The sequence below is a fragment of the Stenotrophomonas sp. C9D9 genome, from assembly GCF_056491205.1.
Window position 1 is genome coordinate 59,444 of record NZ_JBSZIF010000007.1, and the last position, 26,355, is coordinate 85,798.

General features: G+C 65.1%; 22 protein-coding genes and 3 tRNA genes. 24 read left to right on the forward strand and 1 reads right to left on the reverse strand.

Annotated elements, in window-relative coordinates; genetic code table 11:
• Positions 1-7: 7 nt before the first annotated feature.
• Positions 8-1,885 carry a sulfatase-like hydrolase/transferase gene (locus ACXI0D_RS21160; RefSeq protein ID WP_479643127.1) on the reverse strand — a complete coding sequence of 626 codons (1,878 nt, stop codon included), beginning with the start codon at positions 1,883-1,885 and terminating at the stop codon, positions 8-10.
• Between the two features lie 194 nt (positions 1,886-2,079).
• Here ACXI0D_RS21160 and ACXI0D_RS21165 point away from each other — a divergent pair, with 194 nt between their 5' ends.
• The 24 genes from ACXI0D_RS21165 to rbfA all read left to right on the forward strand — a co-directional run bounded on the left by ACXI0D_RS21165 (position 2,080) and on the right by rbfA (position 26,271).
• Positions 2,080-3,015, forward strand: coding sequence for an isopenicillin N synthase family dioxygenase (locus ACXI0D_RS21165; protein ID WP_014037953.1), 936 nt, complete (start codon positions 2,080-2,082; stop codon positions 3,013-3,015).
• A gap of 778 nt (positions 3,016-3,793) precedes the next feature.
• Positions 3,794-4,549 (forward strand): triose-phosphate isomerase, encoded by a 756-nt coding sequence (gene tpiA, locus ACXI0D_RS21170; protein ID WP_014037952.1) that lies wholly within the window; start codon positions 3,794-3,796, stop codon positions 4,547-4,549.
• A 31-nt stretch (positions 4,550-4,580) separates the two neighbouring features.
• Entirely contained in the window at positions 4,581-5,018 is a 438-nt protein-coding gene (secG, locus tag ACXI0D_RS21175) for a preprotein translocase subunit SecG (RefSeq protein WP_014037951.1), read from the forward strand.
• Between the two features lie 51 nt (positions 5,019-5,069).
• Positions 5,070-5,154, forward strand: a tRNA-Leu gene (locus tag ACXI0D_RS21180).
• A 111-nt stretch (positions 5,155-5,265) separates the two neighbouring features.
• Positions 5,266-5,622 carry an NADH-quinone oxidoreductase subunit A gene (locus ACXI0D_RS21185; protein ID WP_008265012.1) on the forward strand — a complete coding sequence of 119 codons (357 nt, stop codon included), beginning with the start codon at positions 5,266-5,268 and terminating at the stop codon, positions 5,620-5,622.
• Positions 5,613-6,167, forward strand: coding sequence for a NuoB/complex I 20 kDa subunit family protein (locus ACXI0D_RS21190; protein ID WP_005417936.1), 555 nt, complete (start codon positions 5,613-5,615; stop codon positions 6,165-6,167). Before ACXI0D_RS21185 ends, ACXI0D_RS21190 begins: the two co-directional genes overlap by 10 nt.
• A 33-nt stretch (positions 6,168-6,200) precedes the next feature.
• Positions 6,201-6,950 (forward strand): NADH-quinone oxidoreductase subunit C, encoded by a 750-nt coding sequence (locus tag ACXI0D_RS21195; protein WP_005410462.1) that lies wholly within the window; start codon positions 6,201-6,203, stop codon positions 6,948-6,950.
• Complete coding sequence (locus ACXI0D_RS21200) at positions 6,947-8,254, forward strand: NADH-quinone oxidoreductase subunit D (protein ID WP_006458796.1); 1,308 nt, start codon at positions 6,947-6,949, stop codon at positions 8,252-8,254. The genes ACXI0D_RS21195 and ACXI0D_RS21200 overlap by 4 nt, the downstream gene beginning before the upstream one ends.
• A 97-nt stretch (positions 8,255-8,351) precedes the next feature.
• Positions 8,352-8,879 carry an NADH-quinone oxidoreductase subunit NuoE gene (gene nuoE, locus ACXI0D_RS21205; RefSeq protein ID WP_006381132.1) on the forward strand — a complete coding sequence of 176 codons (528 nt, stop codon included), beginning with the start codon at positions 8,352-8,354 and terminating at the stop codon, positions 8,877-8,879.
• A gap of 4 nt (positions 8,880-8,883) precedes the next feature.
• The gene (nuoF, locus tag ACXI0D_RS21210; RefSeq protein ID WP_005410459.1) at positions 8,884-10,224 is read left to right on the forward strand and encodes an NADH-quinone oxidoreductase subunit NuoF; all 1,341 of its coding nucleotides are present in this window, start codon (positions 8,884-8,886) and stop codon (positions 10,222-10,224) included.
• On the forward strand, positions 10,221-12,455 hold the full coding sequence (gene nuoG, locus ACXI0D_RS21215) for an NADH-quinone oxidoreductase subunit NuoG (RefSeq protein ID WP_197588386.1): 2,235 nt from the start codon (positions 10,221-10,223) through the stop codon (positions 12,453-12,455). Before nuoF ends, nuoG begins: the two co-directional genes overlap by 4 nt.
• Positions 12,452-13,546 carry an NADH-quinone oxidoreductase subunit NuoH gene (gene nuoH / locus ACXI0D_RS21220; protein ID WP_006458641.1) on the forward strand — a complete coding sequence of 365 codons (1,095 nt, stop codon included), beginning with the start codon at positions 12,452-12,454 and terminating at the stop codon, positions 13,544-13,546. Before nuoG ends, nuoH begins: the two co-directional genes overlap by 4 nt.
• A 4-nt stretch (positions 13,547-13,550) precedes the next feature.
• Positions 13,551-14,039 (forward strand): NADH-quinone oxidoreductase subunit NuoI, encoded by a 489-nt coding sequence (gene nuoI / locus ACXI0D_RS21225; RefSeq protein ID WP_005410456.1) that lies wholly within the window; start codon positions 13,551-13,553, stop codon positions 14,037-14,039.
• Between the two features lie 9 nt (positions 14,040-14,048).
• Positions 14,049-14,705: an NADH-quinone oxidoreductase subunit J gene (locus tag ACXI0D_RS21230; RefSeq protein ID WP_075677133.1), complete on the forward strand. Its 657-nt coding sequence runs from the start codon at positions 14,049-14,051 to the stop codon at positions 14,703-14,705.
• Positions 14,702-15,007 carry an NADH-quinone oxidoreductase subunit NuoK gene (gene nuoK, locus ACXI0D_RS21235; protein WP_005410454.1) on the forward strand — a complete coding sequence of 102 codons (306 nt, stop codon included), beginning with the start codon at positions 14,702-14,704 and terminating at the stop codon, positions 15,005-15,007. Before ACXI0D_RS21230 ends, nuoK begins: the two co-directional genes overlap by 4 nt.
• Before the next feature lie 7 nt (positions 15,008-15,014).
• The gene (gene nuoL / locus ACXI0D_RS21240; protein ID WP_101765854.1) at positions 15,015-17,180 is read left to right on the forward strand and encodes an NADH-quinone oxidoreductase subunit L; all 2,166 of its coding nucleotides are present in this window, start codon (positions 15,015-15,017) and stop codon (positions 17,178-17,180) included.
• Positions 17,181-17,203: 23 nt separating this feature from the next.
• Positions 17,204-18,712, forward strand: coding sequence for an NADH-quinone oxidoreductase subunit M (locus ACXI0D_RS21245; protein ID WP_479643128.1), 1,509 nt, complete (start codon positions 17,204-17,206; stop codon positions 18,710-18,712).
• Positions 18,713-18,727: 15 nt separating this feature from the next.
• Positions 18,728-20,188 (forward strand): NADH-quinone oxidoreductase subunit NuoN, encoded by a 1,461-nt coding sequence (gene nuoN / locus ACXI0D_RS21250; RefSeq protein WP_119006564.1) that lies wholly within the window; start codon positions 18,728-18,730, stop codon positions 20,186-20,188.
• Positions 20,189-20,315: 127 nt separating this feature from the next.
• Positions 20,316-20,392, forward strand: a tRNA-Met gene (locus tag ACXI0D_RS21255).
• An 82-nt stretch (positions 20,393-20,474) separates the two neighbouring features.
• A tRNA-Met gene (locus ACXI0D_RS21260) sits at positions 20,475-20,551 on the forward strand.
• Between the two features lie 367 nt (positions 20,552-20,918).
• Positions 20,919-21,509, forward strand: coding sequence for a ribosome maturation factor RimP (gene rimP / locus ACXI0D_RS21265; RefSeq protein WP_014037945.1), 591 nt, complete (start codon positions 20,919-20,921; stop codon positions 21,507-21,509).
• Between the two features lie 4 nt (positions 21,510-21,513).
• A complete protein-coding gene (gene nusA / locus ACXI0D_RS21270; protein ID WP_005410449.1) occupies positions 21,514-23,025 on the forward strand; it encodes a transcription termination factor NusA in 1,512 nt (503 codons plus the stop codon).
• A 92-nt stretch (positions 23,026-23,117) separates the two neighbouring features.
• A complete protein-coding gene (gene infB / locus ACXI0D_RS21275) occupies positions 23,118-25,763 on the forward strand; it encodes a translation initiation factor IF-2 (protein ID WP_075677143.1) in 2,646 nt (881 codons plus the stop codon).
• Positions 25,764-25,887: 124 nt separating this feature from the next.
• Complete coding sequence (rbfA, locus tag ACXI0D_RS21280) at positions 25,888-26,271, forward strand: 30S ribosome-binding factor RbfA (RefSeq protein WP_005410447.1); 384 nt, start codon at positions 25,888-25,890, stop codon at positions 26,269-26,271.
• Positions 26,272-26,355: the final 84 nt, after the last annotated feature.

The following is a 26,355-nucleotide window of genomic DNA, read 5'->3' on the forward strand; positions in this document are numbered from 1 at the left end:
TTGAGGGTCAGCGGTTGCGGAAGCGGGTCAGCGCTTCCCATGCAGTGCGTACGGCGGCTGCGTCCGGCGCCTGCTGCGGCAGCGGGCGGTAGTGCAGGTCCAGGGCGGTGGCGTTGCCGAATTTGTCGAACACGTAGATGGCGTCGCCATGGCGTATCGCACGCTGCGACCAGCTTTCGACCACCAGGGCGCGCTGGCCCTGCGGCTCGGCCAGCAGGTCCTGGCCGGTGCTGTAATCGCCCAGCGCGTTCTCGCAGCCCAGTGCGTGGCGCATCAGCGTCGGCACCCAGTCTTCGTGCGAGCTGGTGCGTGCGTCGTGGCCAGCGGCCTTGCCCGGCCAATGCAGCACGAACGGGACCTGCAGCTGGTAGTCGGAGAAGTTGCCGTTGTGGCCCCAGTAATTCAGCTTGAGGTCGTTGAACTCTTCGGCATGGTCACCGGTGACCAGCACGATGGTGTCCTCGGCCAGGCCCTGTGCACGCAGGTCGTCGAGCAGCGTGCCGATCAGGCTGTCGGCATAGTGCACGGCGGTGCGGTAGCGGTTGAGTTCCGGCGTCGGATCATGCTCCGGGCCGAACTTGAGGAAGTCGATGTCCGCGGCCATCGGCGTCGCCACCGGCGGGTAGCCGTCGGGCATGTGGTAGGGCGCATGGGTGGAGTCGAGGAACACGAAGCCGAACCACGGGCGCTGCGCGGCCTGGCTGGCGCGGATGTCCTGCTGCAGTGCACTGATGATCGCGCGGTCGCGGCCGTCGGACTTCAGTGCCGACGGCCCCTGGTGCAGCTGGTCGCGCACATCGGCGAACACGGTGCGGTCGAATTCCGGGCTGTACATCGGCGCGCTGCCGTACAGGTGCAGGTCGTAGCCCTGCTGGCCCAGCATCTGGAACAGCTGCGAGCCACGCTGCTCGTCAAGCATGCTTGGCCAATAGCCGCCGGGCAGGCCGTAGAGCAGCCCGAACAGGCCGTAGCGGGTGGCATTGCCGGTGCTGAAATGGTGGTCGAACACGCGCGCATCCTGCGCCAGCGCCGACGCGTTGGGCATCAGCTGCGGTGTCAGCACATCGTGGCGCAGCGACTCCAGTACCACCATCAGTACATTGGGGCGATGTGGGCTCTGGCAGCGCAGCGGATGCAGCGGGTACAGCAGCTGCGCATGGCGCGGGTCGGGCAGGCCGGCATGCTGCTGGCTGACCACGCCCAGGCGCCGCATGAAGCTCTTGGCCGTGATCGGCTGTGCCCACGGCAGGTAGTTCCACTGCGCGATCACATCGCGGTCGCCGCGGGCGTCGTAGTAGGCCGTGGCGACCTGGCCGCCGCCCATCAGCAGCGCGACCAGCGCCCAGGCCTGCAGCACCCGTCGACGGCGCGGCGCGGCCGGCAGCAGTTTCCAGCACGCCCAGGCCAGCAGGCCCTCGGCGGTGAACACTGCGGCAACCAGCAGGCCGACCTGCAGCCAGGTCTTCCAGGACAGGGCAACCTGGTCCTGCAGGGCGCCGCCGAACACCATGTTCACGACCATGGCATTGAGGTGGAAGCGGTACAGGGTGAAGACCTTGGCGTCGACCAGCAGCAGGCACAGCCACAGGCCCTGCAGCACGACCGCGCTGATGCTCAGCGTACGCGCACTGCGCGGCCACAGGCCCAGCAGCAACGGCAGCAGGCCGGCCAGCGCACCGAATGCGAGCAGGTGGCCGGGCAGGGCGACCGCCAGATAGGCCAGGCCGGCGCCGCCGCCCGGATTGTCACGCAGCGGTACATTGCCCAGCGCGATCGCCGCGGCCAATACCGCATTGCCGGCGATGAACAGCGACCACCAGGCCAGCCGGCACCAGCGCCGGGCAGAACCTTCAATGGCGGGGGCGGCAGGGGCAGCTGCGGGCATGGCGGGGCAGGTTCAGGGGGTGCGGGAGAGGGGCGGGGCCAACGTGACGGAAGCGTTACTCCGCGCGCGGGTCGCGCATTGTATCGGTTTGTTTCCTTGTATCGAGTGGCGTCCCCCGGGCGATCTGTCACAATGTTCAGGCGGGCCATGAATGCGTTGGCCCCCTCAGACCCAACGACAAGCCAGGAACCGCTGTGAGCCAGATCCCCACCCTCGACATCACCCGTTTCGACAGCGACCGCGAGGCCTTCGTGGCCGAGCTGGGCGCGGCCTACCGCCAATGGGGATTCGCGGGCATCCGCAACCACGGCATCCCGCAGGCCGACATCGACGCGGCCTACGATGCCTTCAAGGCCTTCTTCGCCCTGCCGGAAGAGGTCAAGCGCAAGTACCACGTGGCCGGCAGCGGCGGCGCCCGCGGCTATACCCCGTTCGGCGTGGAGACCGCCAAGGGCTCCAAGCATTTCGACCTGAAGGAGTTCTGGCACATCGGTCGTGAAATCGCCGACGATTCCAAGTACCGGGACGTGATGGCGCCGAACCTGTGGCCGACCGAGGTCGAAGGTTTCCGTGAGCGCGGTTACGGCCTGTATCAGGCGCTGGACAACCTGGGGTCGCGCGTACTGTCCGCGCTGGCCCTGCACATCGGCCTGCCGGAGGACTTCTTCGCCGACAAGACCAACTTCGGCAACTCGATCCTGCGCCCGATCCACTACCCGCCGATCACCACCGACGACATTCCGAACGTGCGTGCCGGTGCCCACGGCGACATCAACTTCATCACCCTGCTGGTCGGCGCCAGTGCCGCGGGCCTGGAAGTGCAGTCGCACGAGGGCGAATGGGTGCCGTTCACCTCGGACGCGGACACCATCGTGGTCAACATCGGCGACATGCTGCAGCGCCTGACCAACCACGTGTATCCGTCGACCATCCACCGCGTGGTCAACCCCCCGGGTGACCTGGCGCGCCAGCCGCGCTACTCGGTGCCGTTCTTCCTGCACCCGAACCCGGACTTCCTGATCGACGTGCTGCCCTCGTGCATCACCGCGGAGAACCCGAGCCGGTACCCGGAGGCGATCACCGCCCACGGCTTCCTCGAGGAACGCCTGCGCGAGATCAAGCTGAAGTAATAAGAAGTGAAGGCCGCCGAAAGGCGGCCTTTTCCCTTGCAGGGCTGCGCCCTGCACCCGCAGAGGCCGAAGCCAAAGCCAAAGCCAAAGCGGCTCTGGGGTGTCCCGTAGGGAGGCGGGGAGGTGTCGGATGGCGGGGACGCCGTGAACCCGTCCCTGGGGGCTTGGCCGCGGCATCCATGCCGCGGACACCCCGCCATCCGACACCTCCCCGCCTTCGACAGTTTCCCGGTGGCGGGGGGTAAATCGGGATTTCCGGTAGGTGTCGACCTTGGTCGACACGGTAGATCCACCCCATGCGTGTGGGGTAGGGGTCAGATCCCTTTTCCGCAGGAAAAGGGATCTGACCCCGGCAGCTACCCGCAATGCCGCTTTTGCTTTTGATTTTCTTTTTTTTTCCGTGGCGGGCGGAACCGCCGGAATGTGTCAGAGGCCGGGCGGGTGGGAATGGCGGGGTGTCTGATCAGTCCGCGGCATGGATGCCGCGGCCAAGCCCCCAGGGGTGAGGGCGCTTTGCTTGCGAAGCACTGCTTCGCAAGCGTCCGAACGCACAGCCGCCAGCGGCTGGGCCGGCCTGGGGGTTTACGGCGTCCCCCGCCATCGCCACCCACCCGGCCAGTCCCCCAAATCCGACCGGGCTCTCTGCGACCAACCACCCCCGCCCCGCCACGAGGGGCTGCGCCGTTGGCTGAAAATCCATGTAACCGCTTACACGGAAACGGATTTTTGCCGTAGCGGGTATCATGACCGGCTGACTTCACACAGGAGCCACCCGCTCATGCGCCGCAAGATCGTCGCCGGAAACTGGAAGCTGCATGGCAGCCGTCAATTCGCCAATGAACTGCTGGGGCAGGTGGCCGCCGGGCTGCCGCTGGAGGGGGTGGACGTGGTGATCCTGCCGCCGCTGCCGTACCTGGGCGAGCTGGTCGAGGACTTCGGCGAGACCGGCCTGGCCTTCGGCGCGCAGGACGTGAGCAGCAACGAGAAGGGCGCCTATACCGGCGAGGTCTGCGCGGCCATGCTGGTCGAGGTCGGGGCCCGCTATGGCCTGGTCGGCCACTCCGAGCGCCGCCAGTACCACCATGAAAGCAGCGAGCTGGTCGCGCGCAAGTTCGCCGCCGCCCAGCATGCCGGCCTGGTGCCGGTGCTGTGCGTGGGCGAGACCCTGGAGCAGCGCGAGGCCGGGCAGACCGAAACGGTCATCGCCAGCCAGCTGGCGCCGGTGCTGGAGCTGGTCGGCGCGGCCGGTTTCGCCAAGGCCGTGGTTGCCTACGAGCCGGTCTGGGCCATCGGCACCGGCCGTACCGCCAGCAAGGAGCAGGCGCAGCAGGTGCACGCGTTCATCCGTGGCGAAGTCGCGCGTATCGATGCTAGAATCGCTGATTCACTGCCCATTGTTTACGGCGGTAGCGTGAAGCCCGACAATGCCGGGGAACTGTTCGCGCAGCCGGATGTCGATGGTGGGCTGGTCGGCGGCGCCTCCCTGGTGGCCGCGGACTTCCTGGCCATCGCACGGGCGGCGGCCGCGAACTAATCCTAGAAGTATTGTCCGAGGGCGGTTTCCAATGCTGATGTTGATCCTCAATGTCGTCTACGTGCTGGTCGCTGTGGCCATGATCGCGCTGATCCTGATGCAGCGTGGCTCGGGTGCGGCGGCGGGTTCGGGCTTTGGCGCCGGTGCCTCGGGTACGGTGTTCGGTGCGCGCGGTGCCTCGAACTTCCTGTCCAAGTCGACCAAGTGGCTGGCTGTCGTGTTCTTTGGCATCAGCCTCTTCATGGCCTGGTATGCCGGTCACGGCACCCGCCCGGCGGCCGACCAGGATCTGGGTCTGATGTCCGCCCCGGCGGCGACCGCTCCGGCGGCTCCGGCGGGCGAACTGCCGGCCGTTCCGAAGGCCGATGCGGTCCCGGCCGCCCCGGTTCCGGCTGCGAATGTGCCGGCTAAGGCGGAATCTTCGGTTTCTGGTGAAGAAAAGCCTTCGGAAGGCTCCCAGAAAGACTGAAGCCGGTTACAATACGCGGCGCATCGGGAACATAGTCTGATGTGATCGTTTGCCCAGGTGGCGGAATTGGTAGACGCACTACCTTGAGGTGGTAGCGACGCAAGTCGTAGGGGTTCGAGTCCCCTCTTGGGCACCATTTGTAAGTAAAGCGGGTTCGTCTGGCGCGCAAGGCGCCAGGCAGATTCCCGTCCACTCCCCCATGCCAAAGCGCCTGCAGGCGCAGCGGCAGAGGCAAGAGAGAATCGCTGTGCTGGCCGAATATTTGCCGTCTCTGCTGTTTCTGATCGTTGCCACCGGTATCGGCATTACGCTGATGCTGGTTGGTCGATTCCTCGGTCCCCGCCGCCCCGATCTGGAAAAGCTGTCGCCGTACGAGTGCGGCTTCGAGGCCTTCGAAGACGCGCGCATGAAGTTCGACGTGCGCTACTACCTGATCGCGATCCAGTTCATCGTCTTCGACCTGGAAATCATCTTCATCGTGCCGTGGACCCAGGTCTTCATGGAACTGGGCGCCCGTTCGCTCATCACCATGGGCCTGTTCGTCGGCATGCTGTTCCTCGGTTTCATTTACGTCTGGAAGAAGGGAGCGCTGGAATGGGAGTGATTCAGACTCTCGATGGCCTCATGAACAACCCGTCGCCGGAAGGCCGGGTTGATGACATCCTGCGGCCGGAAGGCGACAACCCGCTGCTGGAAAAGGGCTTCGTCACCACCAGCGTCGACGCACTGCTGAACTGGGCGCGCACCGGCTCGATGTGGCCGATGACCTTCGGCCTGGCCTGCTGCGCGGTCGAGATGATGCACGCCGGCGCCGCGCGCCTGGACCTTGACCGCTACGGCGTGGTGTTCCGCCCGTCGCCGCGTCAGTCCGACGTGATGATCGTGGCCGGTACCCTGGTCAACAAGATGGCCCCGGCGCTGCGCAAGGTCTACGACCAGATGCCGGACCCGAAGTGGGTCATCTCGATGGGTAGCTGCGCCAACGGCGGTGGCTATTACCACTACTCCTATTCTGTCGTGCGCGGCTGTGATCGCGTGGTGCCGGTGGACGTCTACGTCCCGGGCTGCCCGCCGACCGCCGAGGCGCTGGTGTACGGGATCCTGCAGCTGCAGAAGAAGATCTGGCGTACACAGACCATCGCCCGCTGACCCCTTCACCTGACAAGAGCGCGCCAAGCCCCCATGGCAGAGCAAGCATCCTTCATCGACCGACTCTCCGCACGTTTCGCAGGTGCGAAGGTCATCGTGGTCGAACCCCGCGGCGAAGTGACGCTGGAAGTGCCTGCCGCCGAGTGGCACGCCACCGCCCTGGCGCTGCGTGACGAGTTTGGTTTCGAGCAGGCCGTGGATCTCTGCGGCGTCGACTACCTCGGTTATGGCTCCGACGAATGGGACACCGCCGACGTGTCCTCGCAGGGCTTCAGCCGTGGCGTCGAAGGCAAGGCCCAGGGCCGTTTCGCGTGGGGCGAGTTCCCCACCGAGGAAAACGGTGCCGACGGTGCCCGCCCGCAGCACATGCCGACCCAGCGTTTCGCCGTGGTCGCCCAGCTGCGTTCGTACCAGCACAACCTGATGATGCACCTGCGCTGCTTCGCCCCTGACGAAGCACTGCCGGTGGTGTCCTCGCTGACCGGCATCTGGCCGGGCCTGAACTGGTTCGAGCGCGAAGCGTTCGACCTGTACGGCGTGATCTTCGAAGGCCACCCGGACCTGCGCCGGATCCTGACCGACTACGGTTTCGTCGGCCATCCGTTCCGCAAGGACTTCCCGCTGATCGGCAATGTCGAAGTCCGCTACGACGAAGAAAAGAAGCGCGTGATCTACGAACCGGTCACCTCGGTGGAGCCGCGCGTCGGCGTGCCGCGCGTGATCCGCGACGACGCCCGTCTGCAGACCGCAGAAGGTGAGCGCGCGCAGGAGGCAGTGAAGTGAGCCACGTACACCAGGCCGGCGAAGCATTCGCCAGCAACGCCGCCGAAAGCCGGCAGGAAATCCGCAACTACACCATGAACTTCGGCCCGCAGCATCCGGCCGCTCACGGTGTGCTGCGCCTGATCCTGGAAATGGACGGCGAGACCATCATGCGCGCCGACCCGCACGTGGGTCTGCTGCACCGTGGTACCGAGAAGCTGGCCGAGTCCAAGCCGTTCAACCAGTCGATCGGCTACATGGATCGCCTGGACTACGTGTCGATGATGTGCAACGAGCACGCCTACGTGCGCGCGATCGAGACCCTGATGGGCATCGAGGCGCCGGAGCGTGCGCAGTACATCCGCACCATGTACGACGAAATCACCCGCATCCTCAACCACCTGATGTGGCTGGGTTCCAACGCGCTCGACCTGGGTGCGATGGCGGTGATGCTGTACGCCTTCCGCGAGCGCGAAGAGCTGATGGACTGCTACGAAGCGGTCTCCGGCGCGCGCATGCACGCGGCGTACTACCGTCCGGGCGGTGTCTACCGCGACCTGCCGGACCACATGCCGAAGTACAAGGAATCGCGCTGGCACAAGGGCAAGGCGCTGAAGCAGCTCAATGCTTCGCGCGAAGGCTCGCTGCTGGACTTCCTGGAGAACTTCACCGTCGAGTTCCCCAAGCGCATCGACGAATACGAAACCCTGCTGACCGACAACCGTATCTGGAAGCAGCGTACCGTCGGCATCGGCGTGGTCACTCCGGAACTGGCCCACCAGTGGGGCATGACCGGCGTGATGCTGCGCGGCTCGGGCATCGCCTGGGACCTGCGCAAGAAGCGTCCGTACGCCAAGTACGATGCCGTCGATTTCGACATCCCGCTGGGCAAGGAAGGCGACTGCTACGACCGCTACCTGGTCCGCGTTGCCGAAATGCGCGAGTCCAACCGCATCATCAAGCAGTGCGTGGCGTGGCTGAAGGCCAACCCCGGCCCGGTCATGGTCAAGAACTTCAAGGTCGCTCCGCCCAAGCGCGAGGACATGAAGGACGACATGGAAGCGCTGATCCACCACTTCAAGCTGTTCAGCGAAGGCTATTGCGTGCCGGCCGGCGAAACCTACGCGGCAGTGGAAGCGCCCAAGGGCGAGTTCGGCTGCTACCTGGTCTCCGATGGCGCCAACAAGCCCTTCCGCGTGCACCTGCGCGCACCGGGCTTCGCCCACCTGTCCTCGATCGATTCGATCGTGCGCGGCCACATGCTGGCCGACGTGGTGGCGATGATCGGTACCTACGACCTGGTGTTCGGCGAGGTTGACCGGTAATGCCGTCCGCCACGCCAACGCCCGCTGCAGGCAGCCGGCGCAAGCCGGCGCCGCAGTTTCTGGAATTTCACGTTATGCATTTCGCTGAGGTCGGCCGATGAAGGCGACAGGTAATTTCGAGGCGGCGCGCGACGTCGACCCGATGGTGGTGCTGAGCGACAAGACCCGCGCTCACATCGATCACTGGCTGTCCAAGTTCCCGCCGGACCGCAAGCGCTCTGCCGTGCTGCAGGGCCTGCATGCGGCCCAGGAGCAGAACGAGGGCTGGCTGACCGACGAACTGATCGCCGGCGTGGCCAAGTACCTTGATCTGCCGCCGGTGTGGGCCTACGAGGTCGCCAGCTTCTACTCGATGTTCGAGACCGAGAAGGTGGGCCGCAACAACGTGGCCATCTGCACCAACATCAGCTGCTGGCTCAATGGCGCCGAGGACATCGTCCGCCATTGCGAGAAGAAGCTGGGCATCAAGCACGGTGAATCGACCCCGGACGGCCGCGTCTACCTCAAGCGCGAGGAAGAGTGCCTGGCCGGCTGCGGTGGCGCGCCGATGATGGTCATCAACGGTCACTACCATGAGCGTCTGACCCTGGAAAAGGTCGACGAGCTGCTGGACGGGCTGGAGTAAGGGCATGGCACATCACCACGAATCCAAGGGTCCGGTCGGCCCCGCGCCGCTGCCGCACCAGGTGGTCTACACCACCCTGCATTACGACACCCCGTGGTCGTACGAAAGCTACCTGAAGACCGGTGGCTACGCCGCCCTGCGCAAGATCCTCGAAGAGAAGATCCCGCCGGAGCAGGTCATCGAGATGGTCAAGGCCTCGGGCCTGCGCGGCCGCGGTGGCGCGGGCTTCCCGACCGGCCTGAAGTGGTCCTTCATGCCCAAGGGCAACATGCAGAAGTACATCCTCTGCAACTCGGACGAATCCGAGCCGGGCACCTGCAAGGACCGCGACATCCTGCGCTACAACCCGCATTCGGTGGTGGAAGGCATGGCGATCGCCTGCTACGCCACCGGTTCGACAGTGGGTTACAACTACCTGCGCGGTGAGTTCCATCACGAGCCGTTCGAGCACTTCGAGCAGGCCCTGGCCGACGCCTATGCAAATGGCTGGCTGGGCAAGAACGTGATGGGCTCGGGCGTGGACATCGACATCTACGGTGCGCTGGGCGCCGGCGCGTACATCTGCGGCGAAGAAACCGCCCTGATGGAATCGCTGGAAGGCAAGAAGGGCCAGCCGCGCTACAAGCCGCCGTTCCCGGCCAACTTCGGCCTGTACGGCAAGCCGTCGACGATCAACAACACCGAAACCTACGGTTCGGTGCCGGCGATCATCCGCAACGGTCCGGAGTGGTTCAAGGGCCTGAGCCTGACCGCCAACGGCGGTCCGAAGTGCTTCTCGGTGTCCGGCTGCGTGCAGAACGGCGGCAACTTCGAAGTGCCGCTCGGCACCAAATTCCACGACCTGCTGGAAATGGCCGGTGGCCTGCGTCCGGGCCGCACGCTGAAGGGCGCGATCCCGGGCGGCGTGTCGATGCCGGTGCTGACCGCGGCCGAGCTGAAGGATCTGCCGATGGACTACGACACCATCCGTGCGCTGGGCTCCGGCCTGGGTTCGGGTGCGATCGTGGTGCTCGACGACAGCGTCTGCTGCGTCAAGTTCGCCTGCCGCATCAGCCAGTTCTTCCACAAGGAATCGTGCGGCCAGTGCACCCCGTGCCGTGAAGGTACCGGCTGGATGCACCGCGTGCTGGAGCGCATCGTCGCCGGCAAGGCCACGATGGAAGACCTGCACCAGCTGAAGGCGGTGGCCGGCCAGATCGAAGGCCACACCATCTGTGCGTTCGGCGAAGCGGCTGCATGGCCCATCCAGGGCTTCCTGCGCCAGTTCTGGGACGAGTTCGAGTACTACATCGTCAACGGTCATTCGATGGTTGACGGCAAGAAGGTGGAGGCAGCCGCCGCATGAGCGCGCAACCCGTAAATCCGAGCGTCCCACCCGATCACGTCACCATCGAGATCGATGGCAAGTCGCTGGTCGTGCCCAAGGGCTCGATGATCATCCAGGCGGCCGACAAGGCCGGCATTTCGATTCCGCGCTTCTGCTACCACGAGAAGCTGCCGATCGCCGCCAACTGCCGCATGTGCCTGGTGGACGTGGAGAAGTCGCCGAAGCCGGCGCCGGCCTGCGCCACCCCGGTGATGGATGGCATGAAGGTCGCCACCCGCAGCGAGAAGGCACTGAAGTTCCAGCGCTCGGTCATGGAGTTCCTGCTCATCAACCACCCGCTGGACTGCCCGATCTGCGATCAGGGCGGCGAGTGCGAGCTGCAGGACGTGTCGCTGGGCTATGGCCGTTCGGTCAGCCGCTTCAACGAGCGCAAGCGCGTGGTGCCGGACGAGGATATGGGCCCTCTGGTCGCCACCGAGATGACCCGTTGCATCCAGTGCACCCGCTGCGTCCGCTTCACCGCCGACGTTGCCGGTACCTATGAACTGGGTGGCATGTACCGCGGTGAGAACCTGCAGATCGGTACCTTCGACGGCAAGCCGCTGACCACCGAGCTGTCCGGCAACGTCGTCGACGTCTGCCCGGTCGGCGCGCTGACCAACAAGGTGTTCCAGTTCCGCGCCCGCCCGTGGGAACTGACCGCGCGCGAATCGCTGGGCTACCACGACGCGATGGGTTCGAACCTGTTCCTGCACGTGCGTCGCGGCGAAGTGCTGCGCACCGTGCCGCGCGACAACGAAGCCGTGAACGAGTGCTGGCTGTCCGACCGTGACCGCTACTCGCACCAGGGCCTGTACAGCGAAGACCGTGCGGTCAAGCCGCTGCGCAAGGTCAATGGCGAGTGGAAGGAAGTGAGCTGGGCCGAAGGCCTGGCCGCGGCCGCCGAGATCCTCAAGGCCAACCAGGGCGACAACCTGGGCGTGCTGGTGCACCCGTCGACCTCGAACGAGGAAGGCGCGCTGCTGGCCCGCCTGGCCAAGGGCCTGGGCTCGAGCAACATCGACCACCGCATCAACAACCGCGATTTCTCCGACGCTGCAACCGCCGAAGTGTTCGGCCTGCCGCTGGCTGAGATCGAGGGCGCTGACCGCATCGTCGTTCTGGGCAGCAACATCCGCCACGAACTGCCGCTGCTGCACGCCCGCCTGCGCAAGGCGCAGACCACCAACGGCGCGAAGATCCACGTCGTCAACCCGGTGGACTTCGACTTCGCCTTCAGCATCGCCGGCAAGCAGATCGTCGCGCCGTCGAAGTTCGTCGACGCGCTGGCCAACGCCGAGCTGCGTTCGGCGGTGCAGGGCGGCAACAACACCGTGCTGATCGTCGGTGGCATTGCCGAAAACCACCCGCAGGCTGCCGCGATCCGCGCTGCCGCGCGTGACTTCGCTGCCGCCACCGGTGCCAAGCTGTGCCGCATCCCGCAGGGCGCCAACGCCGTTGGCCTGACCCGCGCCGGCGTGCTGCCGGCCGGCAAGGACGTCGCCGCGATGCTGGCGCAGCCGCGCCAGGCCTACGTGGTGTACGGCCTGGAGCCGGGCCTGGACTTCGCCGACGCTCCCGCCGCGCGCAAGGCGCTGGCCGGTGCCCAGGTGGTGGCCTTCAGCCAGTTCGCCTGTGCTTCGACCCGCGACGTCGCCGACGTGATCCTGCCGATCGGCGCGCTGCCGGAAATCGACGCCACCCTGACCAACCTCGATGGTCGCGAGCAGTCGGCCCGTGCCGGCGGCAAGCTGCCGGGCGAGGCCCGTGAAGGCTGGCGCGTGCTGCGCGCCCTGGGCGGCGACCTGGCTGTGGCCGGTTTCGACTTCACCGACCTGGCCGGCCTGCGCGCCAGCCTGGCCCCGGTGTCGGTCACCGTTGCCGCCTCGGCACAGCCGGCGGTTGCCGGCGAAGGCCTGGAAGTGGCTTCGACCGCCGCGATCTACCGCACCGATGCGGTGGTCCGTCGCGCCCCGGCGTTGCAGTCGCATCCGCTCAACAACGCCCCGCGCATCGTGCTGAACGCTGAAGATGCCGCTCGCCTGCAGCTGCAGGAAGGGCAGATGGCCAAGGTCGGCACCGATGCCGGCAAGGCCACCCTGCCGGTGGTGGTCGACGCCCGCGTCGCTGCGGGTTCGGTCTGGATTGAATCGGGCCACGGCGCGACCGCGCCGCTGGGTGCCGCTCGCGTAACGGTGGTGGCTGCATGAACGAATTGCTGTTGAACGCGGTCGACCCGCTGCACCAGTGGCTGCTTGGCCTCGGTGACATCGGCGCGCTGATCTGGATCATCCTGAAGATCCTGGTGATCACCGTGCCGGTGATCATCTCGGTGGCCTTCTACGTGGTCTGGGAACGCAAGCTGATCGGCTGGATGCACGTCCGCCACGGCCCGATGTACGTGGGCATGGGCATCTTCCAGGCCTTCGCCGACGTCTTCAAGCTGCTGTTCAAGGAAGTGGTCCAGCCAAGCAGCGCCAACAAGGCGATCTACCTGCTGGCCCCGCTGATCACCCTGGCCCCGGCCTTTGCGGCCTGGTCGGTGGTGCCCTTCGATTCGCAGATCGTGCTGTCCAATGCCAACGCCGGCCTGCTGTACCTGCTGGCGATGACCTCGCTGGGCATCTACGGCATCATCCTGGCCGGTTGGGCGTCCAACTCGAAGTATGCGTTCCTGGGTGCGATGCGCGCCTCGGCGCAGATGATCAGCTACGAAATCGCCATGGGCTTCGCCTTGGTCGGCGTGATGATCGCGTCGGGCAGCTTGAACCTGAGCAACATCGTGATGGCGCAGGCCGGCAGCTCCGGCTTCTTCGACTGGTTCCTGCTGCCGCTGTTCCCGCTGTTCGTCATCTACTGGGTGTCGGGCGTGGCTGAAACCAACCGCGCGCCGTTCGACGTCGTGGAAGGCGAATCGGAAATCGTCGCCGGCCACATGGTCGAATACTCCGGCGGTGCATTCGCCCTGTTCTTCCTGGCCGAATACGCGAACATGATCCTGATCAGCTTCCTGATCTCGATCTTCTTCCTCGGCGGCTGGCTGAGCCCGGTGCAGGGCTGGGTCAACTTCGGCGACGTCTCGCCGCTGGTCGACTGGATCTGGAAGGGGGGTGCGCCGTGGCTGTTCGTCAAGGTGTTCTTCTTCGCCAGTGCCTACATCTGGTTCCGTGCCAGCTTCCCGCGCTTCCGCTATGACCAGATCATGCGCCTGGGCTGGAAGGTCTTCATTCCGCTGGCCATTCTGTGGATCGCGGTTACCGCCGTCATGGTGTTCTTCGGCGTGATTCAAAAGGGCGTCTAAAGTGATGAACAGGATTACCCATTACTTCAAGAGCCTGCTGCTGCTCGAACTGCTGGCCGGTCTCTGGCTGACGCTGAAGTACAGCTTCAAGCCGAAGTACACGATGATGTACCCGATGGAGAAGTTCCCGCAGTCGCCGCGCTTCCGTGGCCTGCACGCTCTGCGCCGTTATCCCAACGGTGAAGAGCGCTGCATCGCCTGCAAGCTGTGCGAAGCGGTGTGCCCGGCGCTGGCCATCACCATCGACTCGGCCAAGCGCGAAGACGGCACCCGCCGTACCACGCGCTACGACATCGACCTGTTCAAGTGCATCTTCTGTGGCTTCTGCGAAGAAAGCTGCCCGGTGGACTCGATCGTCGAAACCCACATCCTCGAGTACCACTTCGAGAATCGTGGCGAAAACATCGTTACCAAGCCGCAGCTGCTGGCCCTGGGCGACCGTCTCGAAAACGAGATCGCCGAGCGTCGCGCCGCCGATGCCGCTTACCGCTGAGGTCGAGAGATGGATTGGGTAAATATCGCTTTCTGGGTGTTCGCCATCGCGGCAACGGTTTCGGCCGGTGCGGTGATCAGCGTGCGCAACCCGGTTCACGCCGTGCTCTGCCTGGTGCTGACCTTCTTCTCCATCGCCTGCGTGTGGCTGCTGGTGGGCGCCGAGTTCCTCGGCGTGGCGCTGGTGCTGGTCTACGTCGGCGCAGTGATGGTGCTGTTCCTGTTCGTGGTGATGATGCTGGACATCGACCCCACCAAGCTGCGTGAGGGCTGGGTGCGCTACCTGCCGGTCGGCCTCATCGTCGCGGTGGCGATGCTGGCGCAGATGCTGATCCTGATCGGCGTCAAGGCCCGCTCGGTCACGCCGTTCCCGGCCGACAACGCTGCAGCGGTCGCCGCCGACAGCTCCAACGTCACCTGGCTGGCGCGCACGCTGTTCACCGAGTACCTGCTGCCGTTCGAGTTCGCCGCCGTCATCCTGACCGTGGCCGTGGTTGCCGCGGTGATGCTGACCCTGCGCCGCCGTACCGGCGTGAAGAGCCAGAACCCGGGTGAGCAGACCATGGTCAAGGCCGGCCAGCGCCTGCGCATGGTGAAGATGGGCGCCGAAGCACCGGTCGTGCACAGCAACAGCAAGCCGGCCGCCGGCGAGGAGACCCAGCCGTGATTACCCTTGGCCACATGCTTGCGCTCGGCGCGGTGCTGTTCGCCATCAGCCTGGCCGGCATCTTCCTCAACCGGAAGAACGTCATCGTCCTGCTGATGTCGATCGAACTGATGCTGCTGTCGGTGAACATCAATTTCGTCGGCTTCTCGCGTCAGCTGGGCGATCCGTCCGGCCAGCTGTTCGTGTTCTTCATCCTGACCGTCGCCGCCGCGGAAGCCGCCATCGGCCTGGCGATCCTGGTGACCCTGTTCCGTACCCGCCGCACGATCAATGTCGGCGAAGTCGATTCGTTGAAGGGCTGATCCACAGATGGAAATCACTCTCTCCAAGAGTCTGTTGATCGCAGTGGTGCTTGCACCGCTGTTCGGCAGCATCATCGCCGGCCTGTTCGGTCGCCAGGTCAAGCGCTTCGGCGCGCAGACCATCACCATCCTCGGCGTCGCGGTTGCCTGTGGCCTGTCGATGTACACGCTCTACCAGCTGCTGTGGGGCGGGGCGCAGCCGTTCAACCAGAACATCTACACGTTCTTCGAAGTCGGCCAGTACTCGGCCCACGTCGGTTTCATGGTCGACAAGCTGACCGCGATGATGATGGTGGTGGTGACCTTCGTGTCGCTGCTGGTCCACATCTACACGATCGGCTACATGCAGGACGATCCGGGCTACCAGCGGTTCTTCAGCTACATCTCGCTGTTCACCTTCTCGATGCTCACCCTGGTGATGAGCAACAACTTCCTGCAGCTGTTCTTCGGCTGGGAAGCGGTGGGCCTGGTGTCGTACCTGCTGATCGGGTTCTGGTTCAAGCGCCCGACCGCGATCTTCGCCAACATGAAGGCGTTCCTGGTCAACCGCGTCGGTGACTTCGGCTTCCTGCTGGGCATCGCCGGCGTGCTGTGGGTGTTCGGCACCCTGGACTACTCGCAGGTGTTCTCGCAGGCCGGCATGCTGGCTGACCCGCGCGCCCAGCTGCAGATCTGGGACGGCACGATCCTGGGCATGCAGCTGCTGAACGAGCCGGTGATCTGGTCGATCGCCACCGTCATCTGCATCTGCCTGTTCATCGGTGCCATGGGCAAGTCGGCCCAGGTCCCGCTGCACGTGTGGCTGCCGGATTCGATGGAAGGCCCGACCCCGATCTCGGCACTGATCCACGCCGCGACGATGGTGACCGCCGGTATCTTCATGGTCACCCGCATGTCGCCGCTGTTCGAGCTGTCGCAGACCGCGCTGAACTTCGTGCTGTTCATCGGTGCCACCACCGCGTTCTTCACCGGCCTGATCGGCATCGTGCAGAACGACATCAAGCGCGTGGTCGCGTACTCGACCCTGTCGCAGCTGGGCTATATGACCGTCGCCCTGGGCGTGTCGGCCTATTCGGCCGCCGTGTTCCACCTGATGACGCATGCGTTCTTCAAGGCCCTGCTGTTCCTGGGCGCCGGCTCGGTCATCATCGCGATGCACCACGAGCAGGACATGCGCAAGATGGGCGGCCTGCGCAAGTACATGCCGATCACCTTCATCACCATGTGGATCGGTACCCTGGCGCTGGTCGGTACGCCGTTCTTCTCCGGCTTCTACTCGAAGGACACCATCATCGAGGCCGCCGAGCTGCACGCGCACCTGTCCAACAACTGGGTGGCCACCTATGGCTACTGGGCGGTGCTGGGTGGCGTGATCGTCACCAGCTTCTACAGCTTCCGCCTGCTGTTCCTGACCTTCCACGGCAAGGAGCGTTTCCGCGACGCGCATCATGACGATCATGGTCACGGCCATGACGATCACCACGCCGCCGACGCCCACCACGGCGATGCGCATCACGACGACCACGGCCATGGCCACGGTCCGCACGAGCCGCACGAAACCCCGTGGGTGGTGACCCTGCCGCTGATCCTGCTGGCCATCCCGTCGATCGCCATCGGTTTCTTCAGCATCGGTCCGATGCTGTACGGCACCGACTGGGCCGGCAACCATGCGCACGATGCCATCAAGGGCCAGGCGCATACGTTCTTCACCGGCGTGGTCGACTTCTACGATCCGGCCAAGAACACCATCGGTTTCCTGGGTGAAGAGTTCCACGGCCCGGTCGCCTTCGCGCTGCACGGCATGATGGCTCCGGCGTTCATGCTGACCGTTGCGGGCTTCCTGCTGGCCGCGCTGTTCTACCTGTGGAAGCCGGACCTGTCGGGCAAGGCTCGCAAGACCTTCGCTCCGCTGGTGTCGGTGCTGGAAAACAAGTACGGCTTCGACAAGCTGTGGATCGATGGCTTTGCCGGTGGCAGCGTCAAGCTGGGCAAGGTCTCGCGCTGGATCGACAGCAACATCGTCGACGGCGTGGTCAATCTCTCGGCACGTGTTGTGGACGTCGCAGCCGGCGTGCTGCGTCGTACCCAATCCGGTTTCCTCTATCACTACGCCTTCGCGATGATCATCGGCCTGATTGCCCTGCTGGGCGTGCTGATGCATTACCTGCGTTGATGACCTGTACGGAATAAGAAGACGTGTCGAACTGGCCTCTACTCAGTGTCCTCATCTGGCTGCCGATCCTCGGTGGCGCCCTGATCCTTGCGATCCGTGATGCGCAGACCGCCCGCTGGGCGTCGCTGGGCGTAGCGGTGCTGACGTTCGTGGCGAGCCTCTCGCTGCTGAGCGGCTACAACGCGGGCATCGACGGTCTGCAGTTCGCCGAGACCCATGCCTGGATCCCGGCGTACAAGATCGGCTACAACCTGGGCGTGGACGGCATTGCCGTGGCGCTGATCCTGCTGACCACCCTGGTCAGCGTGCTTGCCCTGATCGGCGCCTGGAGCGCCATCGACAAGCGCGTGAACCAGTACGTGGCGGCCTTCCTGATCCTGGAAGGCGTCACGGTCGGTATCTTCTCGGCCACGGACGCGATGCTGTTCTACGTGTTCTTCGAGGCGATGCTGATCCCGATGTTCCTGATCATCGGTGTCTGGGGTGGCCCGCGCCGCATCTACGCCGCGCTGAAGTTCTTCCTGTACACCTTCCTCGGCTCGGTGCTGATGCTGGTGGCGCTGATCTACCTGTACCTGAAGGGCGGCAGCTTCCAGCTGGCCGACCTGTACGCGCTGCCGCTGTCGGCCAAGGAACAGACCTGGATCTTCTTCGCCTTCCTGATCGCCTTCGCGGTCAAGGTGCCGATGTTCCCGGTCCACACCTGGCTGCCGGATGCCCACGTGGAAGCACCGACCGCCGGTTCGGTGATCCTGGCCGCCATCGCCCTGAAGATCGGTGGCTACGGCTTCCTGCGCTTCAACCTGCCGATCGTCCCGGACGCATCGCAGGAATGGGCCTGGCTGGTGATCGCGCTGTCGCTGATCGCGGTGATCTACGTCGGCCTGGTCGCCCTGGTTCAGGACGACATGAAGAAGCTGATCGCCTATTCGTCGATCGCGCACATGGGCTTCGTCACCCTGGGCACCTTCATCGCCCTGTGGCTGGTGCGTGAAGCCGGTAACGCCGATGCCGCCCGCCTGGGCCTGCAGGGCGCCATGGTGCAGATGATCTCGCACGGCTTCGTGTCCGGCGCGATGTTCTCCTGCGTCGGCGTGCTGTACGACCGCATGCACAGCCGCCGCATCGCCGATTACGGCGGCGTGGTCAACGTGATGCCGTGGTTTGCCACCTTCGCCATGCTGTTCTTCATGGCCAACGCGGGCCTGCCGGGTACCAGCGGTTTCGTTGGCGAGTTCATGGTCATCCTGTCGGCCTTCCAGCGTAATCCGTGGATCGCACTGGGCGCGGCCACCACCCTGATCATCGGCGCCGCCTACACCCTGTGGCTGTACAAGCGCATCTTCTTCGGTGAAGTGGCCAACAGCCATGTTGCCGAACTGAAGGACATCAACGGCCGCGAATGGCTGGTGCTGGGCGTGTTCGCCATTGGCGTGCTGGCGCTGGGCATCTATCCCAAGCCGCTGACCGACCTGATGGAGCCCTCGATCGCGAAGCTGGCGATGCAGATCGCATCCAGCAAGCTGCTGTAATTCCAGGATTTGATGATGACCACCTCGCCGCTGCTGCCATTGACCGCCGCTGACCTGCCACCGCTCGCTCCCGAGCTGGTGCTGATCGGCAGCGCCTTCGCCCTGATGATCCTCGACCTGTTCGTCAGCAACCGGAACAAGATCGTCACCCACCTGTTCTCGCTCGCTGCGCTGGCCGTGGTGCTGTTCATGCTGGCCACCGGCGTGGGCGGGCAGGGGGAGGTCTTCCATGGCATGTTCGTGCGCGATACCGCCGCGGACGTGATGAAGACCGGGATTGTGCTGCTCAGCGGCCTGACCCTGATCTACGGCTGGCGCTACCTGCGTGACCGCAACCTGTTCCAGGGCGAGATCCCGGTGCTGATCCTGTTCGGCACCGCCGGCATGATGATCCTGGTCTCGGCCGGCAGCCTGCTGATGGTCTACCTGGGCCTGGAACTGCTGGCGCTGTGCTCCTACGCTCTGGTCGCCAGCAACCGCGAAAACGGCCTGGCCTCGGAAGCGGCGATGAAGTACATCGTGCTGGGTTCGCTGGCGTCCGGCCTGCTGCTGTACGGCATGTCGCTGATCTACGGCGCCACCGGCAGCCTGCACCTGGACGTCATCCGCGAGGCCATCCCGCACTCCGAAGAGCGCGTGCTGCTGATCACCGGTGCGGTGTTCATGATTGCCGGCGTCGCCTTCAAGCTGGGTGCCGCGCCGTTCCACATGTGGCTGCCGGACGTGTACCAGGGTGCCCCGGCACCGATCGCACTGTTCATCAGCTCGGCGCCGAAGCTGGCCGCCTTTGGCATGGCGTACCGCCTGCTGGAAATGGGCGTGGGCCCGCTGTCGACCGAACTGCAGCTGCTGATCGCCGGCCTGGCCGCGGTCTCGCTGGTCATCGGCAACCTGATGGCCATCGCGCAGAGCAACCTCAAGCGCATGCTGGCGTTCTCCACCGTCTCGCACATCGGCTTCCTGCTGATGGGCATCGCAGGTGGCGGTTCGCAGGGCTATGCCGCCGCACTGTTCTACGCACTGGCCTACGCCATCATGTCGACCGCCGCCTTCGGTGCGATCATCGCGCTGTCGCGTGCCGGCTTCGAAGCCGAGAACATCGAAGACTTCAAGGGCCTGAATGCCCGCAACCCGTGGATGGCCGGCCTGGTGCTGTGCATCATGGCGTCGCTGGCCGGCATCCCGCCGTTCCTGGGCTTCTGGACCAAGCTGGCGGTGCTGGGCGCGGCCGTCAACGGCGGCCTGCTGTGGCTGGCCATCCTCGGCGTGCTGTGCGCCGTGGTCGGCTGCTTCTACTACCTGCGTGTCATCAAGGTCATGTACTTCGATGAGCCGGTGGGCGAGGCCATGCCGCGCAGCAACGACCGCGTGCTGGGCGTGGTGCTGGGCGTGAACGCGCTGGCACTGCTGGCCCTGGGCCTGGCCTGGAACCCGATCATGGTCTGGTGCCAGCAGGCATTTGCGCATCTTGCATAAAAGTTGACACAAAGCTGCGCGATTCGTGTAATATGCGCAGCCTGAGTTGTCACTGCAGCGGTTCAGCCAGAACATCGTTGCGGTAGCCCTCCTCGAAAGAGCAGGGCAGCAGTTCAAACACTTCCGGTGCGGGGTGGAGCAGTCTGGCAGCTCGTCGGGCTCATAACCCGAAGGTCGCAGGTTCAAATCCTGCCCCCGCTACCAACTTCATATCGGCGCCAACCGGTTTGATGAATGAGGGAAGGCTTGCATGTTTTGAAGCATTCGCTCATAATTCCGCTTCTGATGCGGGGTGGAGCAGTCTGGCAGCTCGTCGGGCTCATAACCCGAAGGTCGCAGGTTCAAATCCTGCCCCCGCTACCAAGTAAAGAAATCGCCTTCGAAGTTCTGCTTCGAAGGCGTTTTTCTTTGGGGTCTGCGTCGTTTCTGCGTGATTGGGGTCAGGTCCCTTTTCCCGTGGGAAAGGGACCTGACCCCGGGTCCGCACCTTGCACCAGCGCGGTGCAGTCGCTATCATCAGCGGCCTAGCAGTACCCCTGAAGGCGGCCTCCCAGCGGGAGTCCGGACCCGGAAGGAGGGCCGCAACCGGCAGGCAATGCAGGTTGCAACCGGAATCCAGTCACCGGAGTCTTTCCGGAAAAGGGGCCCAACGGGCCCTTTGTCGTTTCCGGGGCGTCATGTTTCCACGCCGGCCAAGGCCGGCACCCAACCATAGAGATCAAGGCAGGCTGTGAGCGACAAGGCAACCGACATCGCGAATCTGCTCGCCCCGACCGTTGTGTCGCTGGGCCTGGAGCTGCTGGGCGTTGAGTATCTGCCGGCCCCCGGCGGTGCGACCCTGCGCCTTTACATCGACGTGCCGCTGGCTGAACAGCCCGAGCGCATCATCAATGTCGACGACTGCGAGCGCGTCAGCCGCGAAGTGTCGGCGCAGATGGACGTCGAAGACCCGATCAGCGGCAACTACACGCTGGAAGTGTCTTCGCCGGGCGTCGACCGTCCGCTGTTCAACCTGGAGCAGTTCGGCCGTCACCTCGGCGAAATGGCCAAGGTCACGCTGAAGCTGCCGCAGGACAACCGTCGTCGCCTGCAGGGCCGCATCGAAGCGACCGACGAGGCCGCGGACACCATCACCTTCATCGTCGACAAGGCTGAAGTGGTCGTGTCGGCCGACAACATCGACAAGGCACGGATCATGCCCGACTGGGTAGCGCTGGGGCTGGCCCCGAGCAAGCCGACCGGTCCGGCACCGAAGCGTCCGAAGCCGAACAAGAATTCTTCTTCCAACGAGCCGGCGGCAAAGAAGCCGCGCGCGGAGTGAGCCAATGAGCAAGGAACTGTTGCTGGTAGTCGACGCAGTCGCCAACGAGAAGGGCGTGCCGCGTGAAGTGATCTTCGATGCCATCGAGGCCGCCCTAGCCTCGGCAGCGAAGAAGCGCTATCCCGACGAGGAAGTGCTGACCCGCGTGGTCATCGACCACAAGGATGGCAGCTACGAAACTTTCCGCCGCTGGGAAGTGGTGGCCGATGACGTGGTCATGGAATCGCCGGATCGCCAGATCCGCCTGATGGACGCCGTCGATGAAGCCGAAGGCGTGGACGTCGGCGACTACATCGAAGAGCAGATCGAGAACCCGGACTTCGGCCGCATTGCTGCCCAGGCCGCCAAGCAGGTCATCGTCCAGCGCGTGCGCGAAGCCGAGCGCCAGCAGGTCGTGGATGCGTGGAAGGATCGCGTGGGTGAGCTGATCACCGGCGTGGTCAAGCGCGCCGAGCGCGGCAACATCTATGTCGACCTCGGTGGCAACGCCGAAGGCTTCATTCCGAAGGACAAGGGCATTCCGCGCGACGTGCTGCGTGCCGGTGACCGCGTGCGCGGCTACCTGGCCGAAGTGCGCTCGGAGCCGCGTGGCCCGCAGCTGTTCATCAGCCGTGCCGCCCCGGAATTCATGATCGAGCTGTTCAAGCTGGAAGTGCCGGAAGTCGGCCAGGGCCTGGTGGAAATCAAGGCCTGCGCCCGCGATCCGGGCGACCGCGCCAAGATCGCCGTGCTGGCCCACGACCAGCGCACCGATCCGATCGGTGCCTGCATCGGCATGCGCGGTTCGCGCGTGCAGGCCGTGTCCAACGAGCTCAATGGCGAGCGCGTGGACATCGTGCTGTGGAACGACAACCCGGCCAACTTCGTCATCAACGCGATGGCGCCGGCCGAAGTGCAGTCGATCATCGTCGATGAAGACAAGCACTCGATGGACCTGGCAGTTGCCGAAGACCGCCTGGCCCAGGCGATCGGCAAGGGCGGCCAGAACGTGCGCCTGGCCAGCCGCCTGACCGGCTGGCAGCTCAACGTGATGACCCAGGACCAGGTCACCGCCAAGTCGGAAGCCGAGCAGGCGTCGGCCCGCCAGCTGTTCATGGACAAGCTGGAAGTGGACGAGGAAATCGCCGGCATCCTGGTCAGCGAAGGCTTCGGCACCGTCGAGGAAATCGCATATGTCCCGGTCGGCGAACTGCTGGCCGTGGAAGGTTTCGACGAGGACATCGTCGAAGAGCTGCGCGCCCGTGCCCGCGATGCGCTGCTCAATGAGGCCCTGGCAGTCGAGGAAGGCCTTGAAGACGGCCAGCCGGCGCAGGACCTGCTGTCCCTGAAGGGCATGGACGAAGCCACCGCATATGCGCTGGCCGGCCACGGCGTGCGTACCAGTGAGGACCTGTCCGACCTGGCCGCCGACGAGGTCATGGACTTCGGCATCGAAGGACTGGATCAGGCGCGCGCCGCTGCGCTGATCCTGGCCGCCCGTGCCGAGGAGATCGCCCGACTGGAACGCGGCGAATGAGCCGGCAATGAACAGGGCCCTGAGCCGCTCAGGGCGTAGAATCCGCGCCACCTCCAGATGCGGGGGGGCGCCCACAAGATCATAGGATCCGAATGTCGCAGCAAACCACCATCCGCAAGCTTGCCGAACTGGTCAACACGCCGGTCGAAAAACTGCTGGAACAGCTGGCCGGTGCCGGCATGAAGTTCAGCGGTCCCGACCAGGTCGTGACCAGCTCCGAGAAGGTTAAGCTCCTGGGCTTCCTTCGTCGTTCGCACGGCAAGCCCGAGCAGGCCCCGGAAGAGACCGATCAGTCTGCAAAGAAGATCACGCTCAACCGCCGGAAGCAGCAGGAAGTGACGGTCAATTCCGGTCGCAGCAAGACGACCGTGAATGTCGAGGTCCGCCAGAAGCGTACCTACGTCAAGGATGGTGCTCGCGCCATGACCCCGGACGAAGAGCGCGCCGACATCCTGCGCAAGCTGGAAGAGTCGCGTGCCCGCAACCTTGCCGAACAGCAGGCCCTGGCCGAGAAGGATCGTCTGCGCGACGAGGCCATCGTCCGCGCCCGTGAGGAAGAGGTTGCCGCCAAGGAGCGCGCCGAAGCCGAGAAGAAGGCGGCCGAGGAAGCTGCGGCTGCCGCCAAGGCGGCCGAGGCGCTGGCTGCCAGCAAGCCCAAGCGTGCTCCGATCGACGAAACCGCGCCGCGCCCGCCGCGCGCCCCGGCCGCAGCCCCGGCTGCGCCGCGTGGTGCGCCGCCGCCGCCGCGCAGCGACGACCGCAACAACCGCAGCGCGCCGCGCAACGAGCGTGGCCCGGGCGATCGCTTCGCCGGCCAGATGCACCTGTCGGCTGCCGACCGTGCGCGTCGTGGCAACAGCAACAACAGCAATTCCCGTGGACGTCCGGGTGGCCGCAACCAGTCCGGTGGCCGTCGCGACATGTCGCGTGGTGGCAACAATGCCGGTCCGCACGCCTTCGAGCGCCCGACCGCACCGGTGGTGCGTGAAGTGGCGATCGGCGACACGATCACCGTGGCCGACCTGGCGCAGAAGCTTGCGCTGAAGGGCGGCGAGGTGGTCAAGGCGCTGTTCAAGATGGGCGTGATGGCCACCATCACCCAGTCCATCGACCATGACACCGCCGCGCTGGTGACCGAAGAACTCGGCCACAAGGCGATCCGTGCCAACGACAATGACGCCGAAGACGCACTGCTGGCCTCCACCGGTGAAAACCAGGGCGAAGCCACCCAGCGTCCGCCGGTGGTCACCATCATGGGTCACGTCGACCACGGCAAGACCTCGCTGCTGGATTACATCCGCCGTACCAAGGTCGCCACTGGCGAAGCCGGCGGCATCACCCAGCACATCGGCGCTTACCACGTCGATACGCCAAAGGGCGTGATCAGCTTCCTGGATACCCCGGGCCATGCTGCCTTCACCTCGATGCGTGCGCGCGGTGCCAAGCTGACCGATATCGTGGTGCTGGTCGTGGCCGCCGATGACGGTGTCATGCCGCAGACCAAGGAAGCGATCCAGCACGCCCGTTCGGCGGGTGTGCCGCTGATCGTGGCGATCAACAAGATCGACAAGTCCGATGCCGATCCGATGCGGGTCAAGAACGAACTGCTGTCCGAGCAGGTCGTGGCCGAAGACTTCGGTGGTGACACCCAGATGGTGGAGATCTCGGCCAAGACCGGCCTGGGCATCGACGACCTGCTGGACGCCATCTCGATCCAGGCCGAACTGCTGGAACTGAAGGCCGTCGACGAAGGCCGCGCTTCGGGCGTGGTGATTGAATCGTCGCTGGACAAGGGCCGCGGCCCGGTCGCGACCGTGCTGGTGCAGCAGGGCCGCCTGAAGAAGGGCGACTACCTGGTGTGCGGCATCCAGTACGGCCGCGTGCGTGCGCTGTTCGACGAGACCGGCAAGCAGCCGGAGTTCGCCGGCCCGTCCATCCCGGTGCAGGTCCTGGGCCTGTCCGGCGTGCCGGAAGCCGGTGACGACTTCGTGGTGGTCGAGGACGAGCGCCTGGCCAAGGACGTTGCCCAGCAGCGTGAGACCAAGCGCCGTGAATCGCGCCTGGTCGCCACCGCGGGCAGCCGCATGGAAGACATCATGGCGACCCTGGGCAAGGGCGAGGGCCAGCAGGTTCTCAACCTGGTCATCAAGGCCGACGTGCAGGGTTCGGTGCAGGCGCTGAGCCAGGCACTGGTCGCGCTGTCCAACGAAGACATCCGCATCAACGTGATCCACTCCGGCGTGGGTGGCATCACCGAGTCGGACGCCAACTCGGCGGCCGCTTCGAAGGCCACCGTCATCGGCTTCAACGTGCGTGCGGACGCTTCGGCCCGTCGCATCATCGAATCCAACGGCGTTGACCTGCGTTACTTCTCGATCATCTATGACGTGATCGACCAGGTGAAGCAGGTGGCCTCCGGTCTGCTGGGCGTGGAGATCCGCGAAGAGATCATCGGTATCGCCGAAGTCCGCGACGTCTTCCGCAGCTCCAAGCTGGGCGCCGTCGCCGGCTCGATGGTCATCGAGGGCGTGGTCAAGCGCAACAAGCCGATCCGCGTGCTGCGCGACAGCGTGGTGATCTTCGAGGGCGAGCTGGAATCGCTGCGTCGCTTCAAGGAGAACGTCGAGGAAGTCCGCAACGGTACCGAATGCGGTATCGCGGTGAAGGCCTACAACGACGTCAAGCCGGGTGACCAGATCGAGTGCTTCGAGCGTATCGAAGTGCCGCGCACCCTGTAATGCTGCGTGGCGGCCCGACCAACGGTCGGGCCCTACCGGCATGCAAAGCCCGACCCACGGTCGGGTACCATGTAGATGTAGCGCCCGACCGTTGGTCGGGCGACAACTGAACCAAGAGCTCCTCGTGCCCAAGACTTTCCATCGAACCGACCGTGTCTCCGCCCAGCTGCGCCGTGAACTCGGCACCCTGGTGCACAACGCCGTGCGCGAGCACGGGTTGCCCTCGGTGAGCGTGTCCGACGTGGAAATCACCCGCGACATGGCCCATGCCAAGGTGTTCGTCACCGCGCTGATGCCGGAACGTTCGGCTGAAGCCGTGGCCGGCCTGAAGGAACTGGGCTACCGCCTGCGCATGGACCTGGCCCGTGCGATGAAGCTGCGCCACGTGCCGGAGCTGCATTTTCACTACGACGACTCGGTCGACCGTGGTGAGCACATCGACAACATCCTGCGCGACCTGCCCGATACGCTGGCCGCCGAGAAGCGTCGCGAGAGCGACGAAGAATAACCGCGCGACGCCGGGCATGCCCGGCGTTGTTGCATTCCGGCTGCGCGATGTCTGATGCAGACCGCGCTGCAGCAGTCGAGCATG

Excerpts from the sequence above, each read along its gene's own strand:
- ACXI0D_RS21160 (WP_479643127.1), bottom strand. The coding sequence starts at position 1,885 with ATGCCCGCAGCTGCCCCTGCCGCCCCCGCCATTGAAGGTTCTGCCCGG.
- ACXI0D_RS21195 (WP_005410462.1), top strand. The coding sequence starts at position 6,201 with ATGGCAGAGCAAGCATCCTTCATCGACCGACTCTCCGCACGTTTCGCA.
- nuoG (WP_197588386.1), top strand. The coding sequence starts at position 10,221 with ATGAGCGCGCAACCCGTAAATCCGAGCGTCCCACCCGATCACGTCACC.
- tpiA (WP_014037952.1), top strand. The coding sequence starts at position 3,794 with ATGCGCCGCAAGATCGTCGCCGGAAACTGGAAGCTGCATGGCAGCCGT.
- nusA (WP_005410449.1), top strand. The coding sequence starts at position 21,514 with ATGAGCAAGGAACTGTTGCTGGTAGTCGACGCAGTCGCCAACGAGAAG.
- nuoL (WP_101765854.1), top strand. The coding sequence starts at position 15,015 with ATGGAAATCACTCTCTCCAAGAGTCTGTTGATCGCAGTGGTGCTTGCA.
- nuoE (WP_006381132.1), top strand. The coding sequence starts at position 8,352 with ATGAAGGCGACAGGTAATTTCGAGGCGGCGCGCGACGTCGACCCGATG.
- nuoI (WP_005410456.1), top strand. The coding sequence starts at position 13,551 with ATGAACAGGATTACCCATTACTTCAAGAGCCTGCTGCTGCTCGAACTG.
- ACXI0D_RS21230 (WP_075677133.1), top strand. The coding sequence starts at position 14,049 with ATGGATTGGGTAAATATCGCTTTCTGGGTGTTCGCCATCGCGGCAACG.
- infB (WP_075677143.1), top strand. The coding sequence starts at position 23,118 with ATGTCGCAGCAAACCACCATCCGCAAGCTTGCCGAACTGGTCAACACG.
- nuoF (WP_005410459.1), top strand. The coding sequence starts at position 8,884 with ATGGCACATCACCACGAATCCAAGGGTCCGGTCGGCCCCGCGCCGCTG.
- nuoN (WP_119006564.1), top strand. The coding sequence starts at position 18,728 with ATGACCACCTCGCCGCTGCTGCCATTGACCGCCGCTGACCTGCCACCG.
- ACXI0D_RS21190 (WP_005417936.1), top strand. The coding sequence starts at position 5,613 with ATGGGAGTGATTCAGACTCTCGATGGCCTCATGAACAACCCGTCGCCG.
- nuoH (WP_006458641.1), top strand. The coding sequence starts at position 12,452 with ATGAACGAATTGCTGTTGAACGCGGTCGACCCGCTGCACCAGTGGCTG.
- secG (WP_014037951.1), top strand. The coding sequence starts at position 4,581 with ATGCTGATGTTGATCCTCAATGTCGTCTACGTGCTGGTCGCTGTGGCC.